Raw genomic sequence first — 8,398 nt, 5'->3', positions numbered from 1 at the left:
AATTCTCCAAATCCAAAAGACAGGGGAGGGAAACAATTCCCATCTGGCACTAAGTTTAAGGCAGAAATTTATAATAAGTATCAAAATCCACCAACTTGGGCAAAGATTAATAACGAGTCCACTGGTGTTGTCACTTTCCACCCAAATAAGTGGGTTCCTGCTTCTAAAACTGGTCAGCCTGAGAAGAGACCTGTAGTTGTGCATTATCCTGATGGTTCAACTTCGAAGGATAAAGATTCTGGTAATCATGGTGATCCAGTTAATGCTCAAGTGTATGTAACAAGAGATAACCCTGGCACTGGTGACTTGCAGCTCCATATTCATAAGAACCAAAATGGTCAAGAGATTAACTATACCAATGGATTCGTATTCCGCAAGAATCGTGATGTTACTCCACACCCATGGATAGATTCTTGGTCAGTGCAGGAACCTGGCGATATTACTATTCGCTCTGTGTGTGCTGATACTACAAATCTTCTGAATCTTAAGTTTTATCTTAACGGTATTAATGGAATAACAATAAATGGTGAAAAACCGTGGCCTCATGCTACTGATGAGGAACAAGAAAAGTGCCGAAATGGTCAGGGCTGTGCAGCAAACAAATTATTTGATAGCACAGACAGAACCATGGAGCGTACGCGTGGTAGCATCACAGGAAAGCCACTAAAGGTTGGCAATTACCAGTGCACTGTGTATGCTTTGAAGCCTAAGGCTTTGAAGAAATTTGAGGATGCTGAAAAGAAGAATAAGGATATTGGAAAGAAAGACGGTTCTTCTACTAATATCATTGATTCTGATACCTTCAGTGGGTTAAGAGAAGATGTTGATTATACATCTAGAACTGTGCCAATTAAGGTTCACTCCGACGCGCATTATTATAATCCTCAATACGATAAGATATATGTGCAGGCTGGTGGTAAGTCTAAAGAATCGGCTGCTCCAGTAAGCCATTCTGGTGCTAACGGCGTGAAAGCTAATGACAAGAGTCAACAGGAGCTTGTGCAGAATGGTACTAGGTTGCCAAAAGGCACTTGGTTTGAGCTAAAAGAGTATCCTAAGGATAGTAAACATGTTCTTACATGGTATAAATTTGTCAATAAGCAAAGTAACAAGAAATCAGGCAAGGATGAGCCTGAAGATAGTACTACTGACGCTAGATATGGCAAAGTTACTTTTTCTCCAGAAAAAACTGTAACGCTTGGTGAATATTTTGCTCCTGTAATTGTGCATTATCCAGATGGTTCCACTTCTGAAGATCCGGATTCTGGTAATCTTGGCAAGCCTGTGTATGCGCCTGTAGAGGTAACTAGTCAACCAATCCAAAAAAATGATTTAAAACTCAATGTTTATTCGCAATATGGCGGAAGACGAATTGAAGACAATGATAACAATGGTATGCGTTTCCGTAAAGATGAAGTGTTAGGCGACGCTACTGGTAACACTAAGCCAATGTTCTTTGACTCATGGTCAAGTGCTAAGCAAGGAAAAATTTATCAGCGCATGCTTTGCTATAAAAAGAATCCACAAACTGGTAAACCTGAAAGCTATGAGATTGATGGTATTAATGGTCTGACACTTGCCGGTCGAAAAGGTAATACTACAAGCGGTGAATTTATTGATAAACAACCATCACAATGGACAAGAGCTACTGAAAAGAATAAGGATGAATGTACGGTTCATGGTAAAAACTGCAACCGTAACCTTTACTTATACGGTGATGAGCATGATACCGTAGAGCGCACTTGGGGTTGGTTACATGGCAAGGTTAAGGAAAATGGCGACTTTGTATGCACTGTGTACGCTATTAAAGACCTTGAGGGTAAAAATGGTAAGAAGGGTGGTTTACAAACTAAGTTTAATAGTGCTGTAGAAGGTTTTGTAAAGAATCCTGGTAATCGCAAGTTTGAAGATGTTATTAAATCAGTCTTAACAGATAAGCCGGGTAGTGAAGATAGTCCTCAAGAAGCCACTCAAAGGCACGTCGATTGGGATTCGGTAACCTTCCCAATTCATGTGCATAGTGATGCTCACTACTACAACCCAGAGTATAAGGCTATTAGTATGGAGGCTGGTACTAAAAAAGCCACTGAGGTGCCTAAGAGCAAGAAGACTGCCAACGATGCTAATACGTCGCAAGACGATGTGCGTGAAGGTGATCTACCGGACGGAACTTGGTTTAAGTTTAAGAAATCTTTAAGCTACACATTCTTTGAGGATGATCAAGATAATAAAGCTGACTCTGGTGATTCAGCTAAGAATGGCACGGGTCAGTTTGGTAAGGTTACGTTCCGACCGCACAAGTGGTTCCCTGTTGGTTCTGACAAAGTGCAGGTTATTGTGTACTATCCGGACGGTTCTACTTCTGAAGACCCAGATTCTGGTAATCTTGGTAAACCTATTTATGCGAAGGTAGACATTACGCGATCGCATGATGAGGATGCTGGTAATTTACGGCTGAATGTTGGCGATCGTGAAGGTAGCGGCGACTGGAATAATACTACCATCAAACTCACTAAGGGCGAGGAACTTAGTACTTCTAAAAAGACGACCCGTTGGCTTGATTCATGGTCCAAGTATAAGCCTGGAAAAATCAATTTGCGCACAATTTGCAATAAGATTAATTCAGACGGCACTAAGTCTCACTACCAGTCGGGCGGTATTGCTGGTATTAAGATGCAAGATGTAAAGATTTGGGATCATACTGAAGCTGCGTCAGCGCAGAAAGCTTGCGAGAAGGATGCAAGTCAGTGCCACCCTGATAGGCAGCTATACGACGATTACATTGCAAATGGTAACTCAAAAGATACCACTGAGCGTACTCGTGGGTGGATTAAAGGCAAGGCTAACGAATCCGGCGACTACGAATGCGTAGTTTACGCGATTAAAGCAAAACAGTTTAAGACAGACAATAACGATTTGCTTGCTAGATTCGATGCAGCTGTTGGTGCACTTAACAAAGATGCAAGTAAGAATAACACTGATCCTTTGAAAGACTTCAAGTGGAAGCTTGATGGTAATAACGGCAACAAAAACGCGGTTAAAGGTGTTGACTACGAGTATCGCGCAATACCAATCCACATTCACAACGACAACCACTTCTACAACCCGAAGTATGTTGATGTGAATGTTACGGCTGGTCAAAAGGTTGAGAATGCTGTGCCGCAAAGCGTTAAGAGTGCTAACGGTGCGGATAAATACCAGGATGCTGTGAAGGCTGGTGCGCTTCCGGACGGAACTTGGTTTGAGTTTAAGGATGCTACTCACGGATTTGAAGTAAATAATGACGGCACTGCTGGAAACAAGGTGTCTTTAGACTGGTCGTATTGGGCTTCTGGCAACGCCGCAGATAACACCGGTGAGCAGAGCAATAAGCCTGACAATCCTTCCAAGCAAAAGAATGGCAAGCACAGTTCCAAGGATGACGGCACGCGTTACGGCAAAGTGACCTTCCACCCAGATCAAGCTGTTGCTCCTAAAGCGTACTTGAAAGAGATTATCATCCATTACCCGGATGGCTCCACTTCGGACGACCCGGATTCTGGTAACAACGGCAAGCCTGTGTATGCGAAAGTTACAGTTGGGGGCCTCAGTGGAGCTGACAAGGATCTTAAGATGACATTGCTCAGATCTCAAGATGCTGATCCTGAACATGACAAGCTTGGTGGTGCCAATTCTCTTACCGTCATGAGCGGCACGAGCCTTACTAAGAATCCGTATGTGCTCGCGTGGAGCTTGAAGGATCGTCGCGATATTTCATTGCGTATGATGTGTTCTAAGCAAAGCGAGCAAAAGTGGAGTCGCGGGCTTGACGATACGCTCAATATGCATCTGAACCAGAATTATGGCGAAGATGTAAAGCCGTGGGCTTTTGCAAGTGCTGAGCAGCGAAAGTCTTGCAGTCAAGACAGTAAGAATTGCATGGCTAACTTGCTGTATGGCTTTACGAAGAATGATAAAGATCCGAACAGCATAGAAAACGCTGTGTCTCGCAGTGAAGACGATATTGCTGGCGTACCTCAAAAGGCTGGAAATTACACGTGCGCTGTGTTTGCGTTGAAGCCGAATGCGTTGACGGTGTTTAATGACACTGTTGATGCTGGGCTTAGTACTGATAAAAAGTATTCGTCTACAAATATGCAAGCAGCTCAGCTTACCGGCGTAGTCGTTGGAAAAGACTGGAACAGAATTGCTGTTAATGTGACCGTGATCGATCCGCCTAAATTCGCTCTGCCAAAGACCGGCGGAATGAACTGGAACGTGCTGCTTGGTGCGTTTGCTGTGATTGGCACGGGCGTGATGGCGGCTGGGTTCTTCCTTGAGCAAACCAAGTGGGGGCGCGCGATGCTTGATGCGTTGCTGCGTAAGACACTGATTAAAGATTTTATCTGCAAAACTGCCAAAAAGCTTCGCGCTTTAAGGCGACGTAGCGAAAGGTGGCGATGCTGATGAAAATTTTCTGCAGCTTAAAAACTGCAGTATCAACGTTCCATGTGCTGGCAATGGCATTACGCGTTACACAGTGATGTTACACAGTGACGGTAATTATGCCGGAGCATGGTTCGGATTTAATCTTGCTGCGCGCGGCGCAAATCGTAGCCGCCGACAGAGTTCATGCGGCTTTGCGATGACTCCGCCGACCGTGCGCAACACAAAATAAAACAATAAACGTATTTTCCTCAAAACCTGCCCACAAGGGCACTGATATAAAGGAGAAGAAAGTGAATAAATTCACTAAACAATGCGTGGCGGCATTCGCCTCGCTCGCAATGGCTGGCACGCTGTGCGTCGCCGGCGCCGTGGTGGCAAACAACGTAGCATTTGCTACGGGTCCTACAGCAGCTGAAAAAGCCCCATGGGATCTTGGCAATGAAGCTACCACTAAGAAGGGTTCCATTACCATCAAGAAGTATAAAGACGAAGTTGATAATGGTTCTCAAAAGAAGTCTACGCCTATTAATGGTGCAGAATTTAAGATTACAAAAGTGTTACAAATTGGTTCTACAAATATTGATCTTAAAAAACGTGCTGATTGGGTAACTATCGCTGGAGTAGTGAAAAAACTTAACGAGCATAAAGAAACTGAAGCCCAAGTTCACTTAGGAACAGATGCTTCTAGCACGCAAACTAAAACAACTGGTCAACAAGGTCAGAAGAATGGTGAAGTAGCATTCACTAATCTTGAACTTGGATTATACAAAGTTGAAGAAACTAAAGCTGCTGAAGGTTATTCAAATGATGTAGCACCATTTTATGTGACTGTTCCTCAAATTACCCGCGAAGATAAAAAAGTAAATAATACCTACACTTATGATGTTGTTGTAGAACCGAAGAACGCTTACATTAAGGATAGTGTTACTAAGACAGCAGATACTACTAAGATGGTTGGTGCTGGAGATGAGATCACATACACTATTAAAGCTAAGTTGAATAAGACAAAAGCTACTAACGGCAATAAGAATCTCACTGAAAATGATCTTCAGGACTTTGCCATTTATGATGATGTTTTAACTTCAGCATATAAAACCGTTAATTCAAGTGTTATTGCTGAAGTAAAAATCAATGGTGACACTGCTGCAATGACTAAAGATCAGGACTACACCGTTTCTGAAGAATCTGGAACTACTGACAATGGCATTAATACTGATCGTAAGCGCATTAAGGTTACATTTAAGAAGGGTGTTGCTAATAAAGGACTTCAAGCTATTGCAGCAAAAGCAAATGTTCTTGATTCAAAACCGGTAGAAATTGATGTTACTGTAAAACTTCAGTTAGTATCAGACTTGAGTAGTTTTGTCGGTAAAAACAAAGTTCTTGAAAACAAGTCTGGCTTTATTCCTGGTCACGGTGATGGCATTCAACCAAAGCCAACTCCTGGTGGCAGTGCAACAACTGAATTCCGTAAGTTCCACATTAAGAAAGTCGATGCAACTGATAAGACAAAGGCTCTTAACAAGGCTGAATTCAAGGCATTTGCTAATGAAGCTGAAGCTAAGAAGTGTGCTGCTGACCCAAGTGCTACTAACACTTGTAGTAAAGCAATGACCGGTTTTGCTGATGCTGTTCCACAAACTAATACCGAAGCTACTATCACTACAACTGGTGTTGACGGGAATAAGAATGGCGTGACTAAAGATTATATTGCTAAGGTTACGGATCAGAATAGCAAGATTTATCTTGTTGAGGTTAAGGCTCCAGATGGATACACTCGTTCTGATAAAGTTCATGAAGTTTCTTTGACTTCTGGCGATACTGCTCAGGAGATTGAGATTGTGAATATTCCAGATAATAAGGGTGGCTTCTGGTTCAACCTTCCAAAGACCGGTGCCGCAGGCGTGATTATCTTCGCGTTGGCTGGCATGTGCTTGGTTGCTGTTGGCATGTTCATCTTCTTGCGCACCGCAAGAAGGATGAAGAGCAGCAGGCTGCCTGATTGTAATTGGTGACTGCTGAGAAAAATCAGCAGTCACTGCTACATGAATGTAAATATCTGTTTGCATGGCATAAATATTGGAGCTGGGTGCGACTTGTTGCTCCCGGCTCTATATTTGTGCGCTTTAATTGAACTAACTAGCGAGCGCAAAATCAATAAATCGTAAATCAAATCTCAATCCAACGAAAAACTCACGAAACGAGGAAGCATGAAATTAAACGATGCTGTTGCTAAAGTATATGCTTTCCTCAATAAAACCGCCCTGAATATCCCCATCGTAAGTAAGCTTTTCAAGAATCGCATTGCTGAAACTAGTGCTGTTGAAACTAGCTCTTCCGAAACTGCTATATCCGAAACTACTGCATCCGAAACTAATCCTGCAGACCCAAACTCTTCCGCGCAACCTTCCGTAAGTGCACATCCTACCGCAAGTGCGCAAAAATCCAAGCAAAAATCTAAGCTCCGCCGCATCGTCGAGCCAATCGCATTCGTGTTGGCAGGCATTTTGTGCTTCAGTTACCCTGTTGTTTCAACGCTTTGGAATAATCGCGTGTCGAAGGAGATTTCTAACGCGTACGACAAGTATAACCACGATCAGGCTGGTGACGTGCGTCGCGCTCACATTCGTGCCGCGAAGCTTTATAATAAAACTCGCAAGAATATGCTTACCACGGATCCGTATGGTCCGGATGGGCAAAAAGACATAACTAACACGCCTGAATACAAGCGTTATCTTAAGGCGCTTGAGGAGCCTATGGGCATTATCGGCATCGTAAAAATTCCGAAGATTGGCGTAAAACTTCCTATTTATCACGGCAGTTCGCAAGAAGTTTTAGCGCACGGCGCTGGTCATTTGTACGGCACGGATTTGCCGGTTGGTGGCAAGAACCGCCACACAGTTATTACCGCGCACACGGGTCTTGCGGATGCCACCATGTTCGACGATTTGGTGAATTTGAAGAAGGGTGACTATTTCTACCTCGACGTGCAAGGCGAAACTTTGCGATACAAAGTGTTCCGCATCAGCGTGGTTGAGCCACACGATATTAGTTTGTTGCAGCGCGAAAAGGGGCGCGACTTGGCGACGCTGCTAACGTGTACCCCGTATGGCGTGAATTCGCATAGGCTTTTGGTGACAGGGTATCGTGTGCTGCCGGACCCTGTGAAGGCGCCGGATGACCACGTGCAATGGCCGCTTTGGATGACGCTATTCGTGATTGCAATGGCGTTCTCATTGATTGTTTTGTCCATGATGATTGCTGTTGCAACGTCTAAGCGAGGGCGACAGCTCGACATTCGCGGCAAGCATTTGCTGATTCTTTCGCGTAAGATGCTGCGTAAATTGCGTCGCGAGTAGCGCGACGACCTGCCTGAGCGCTGCGATTTAGCGCGCGAAGGCAATTCGGAGCGCCGAGCTTGCTTAGGGTTGAAAGCACGGTGTGCTTTCAACGCAAGCGAGGTCTGCCTTCGTCAGTAAAGACGAAGGCAGGGCAGGTTCGTGTGGCTGTGTTTTAGGAACTAGGTTGTGTTTTGTGTGCGCTAACGACCTGCCTGAGCGCAGTATTGCGCGCGCGAAGGCAATTCGGAGCGGAAACTCGCTTGGGTTGGAAGTCCAGTGGACTTCCAACGCGAGTTTCGTAAGTGAGTGCTGTGGTTGCGCGCGTTTGGAGCGTCGCACAACGCTAATCCCTCCAAATGTGAGAAACTTTCCTCGCGTTTGGAGTGCTAAAGTAGCGCAAACCCTCCAAACGTGAGATAACTCTCGCGCGAGCGTAAAATTTAGGTCAGTTGCGCATATCGTCGGTTGGCTGAAAAATTTACGGTTTATATTGCGCAACGAACCAACATTTGTTGGTAAATCAGCAATATTTTTTTAAAAAACATTGTCAAAATGCAAGGTTTTTGAAAAATTCTGTAAATTATATGTTAACTACAGATTTTTTACATGTTACTTGTGGAAAAGTGTTT

The 8,398-nt window shown here is 44.1% G+C and carries 3 protein-coding genes; all 3 read left to right on the top strand.

Annotated features, from left to right (window positions below; translation table 11 throughout):
• The coding region (locus tag A5295_RS04565) for a Rib/alpha-like domain-containing protein (protein ID WP_064621881.1) at positions 1–4,446 on the top strand (4,446 nt) is incomplete at its 5' end.
• Between the two features lie 272 nt (positions 4,447–4,718).
• The gene (locus tag A5295_RS04560) at positions 4,719–6,443 is read left to right on the top strand and encodes a SpaH/EbpB family LPXTG-anchored major pilin (protein WP_231875289.1); all 1,725 of its coding nucleotides are present in this window, start codon (positions 4,719–4,721) and stop codon (positions 6,441–6,443) included.
• 195 nt (positions 6,444–6,638) lie between these two features.
• A complete protein-coding gene (locus tag A5295_RS04555) occupies positions 6,639–7,787 on the top strand; it encodes a class C sortase (protein ID WP_064621880.1) in 1,149 nt (382 codons plus the stop codon).
• The last annotated feature ends 611 nt before the right edge of the window (positions 7,788–8,398 follow it).

Source organism: Gardnerella sp. 26-12, from assembly GCF_001660745.1.
Taxonomy (GTDB): domain Bacteria; phylum Actinomycetota; class Actinomycetes; order Actinomycetales; family Bifidobacteriaceae; genus Bifidobacterium; species Bifidobacterium swidsinskii.
Note: the sequence above shows the minus strand (reverse complement) of the source record. Positions and strands in the feature narration are given on the sequence as shown.

Bases quoted from the DNA above. Each gene is read 5' to 3' on its own strand.
- A5295_RS04555 (WP_064621880.1), top strand. From the start codon at position 6,639: ATGAAATTAAACGATGCTGTTGCTAAAGTATATGCTTTCCTCAATAAA.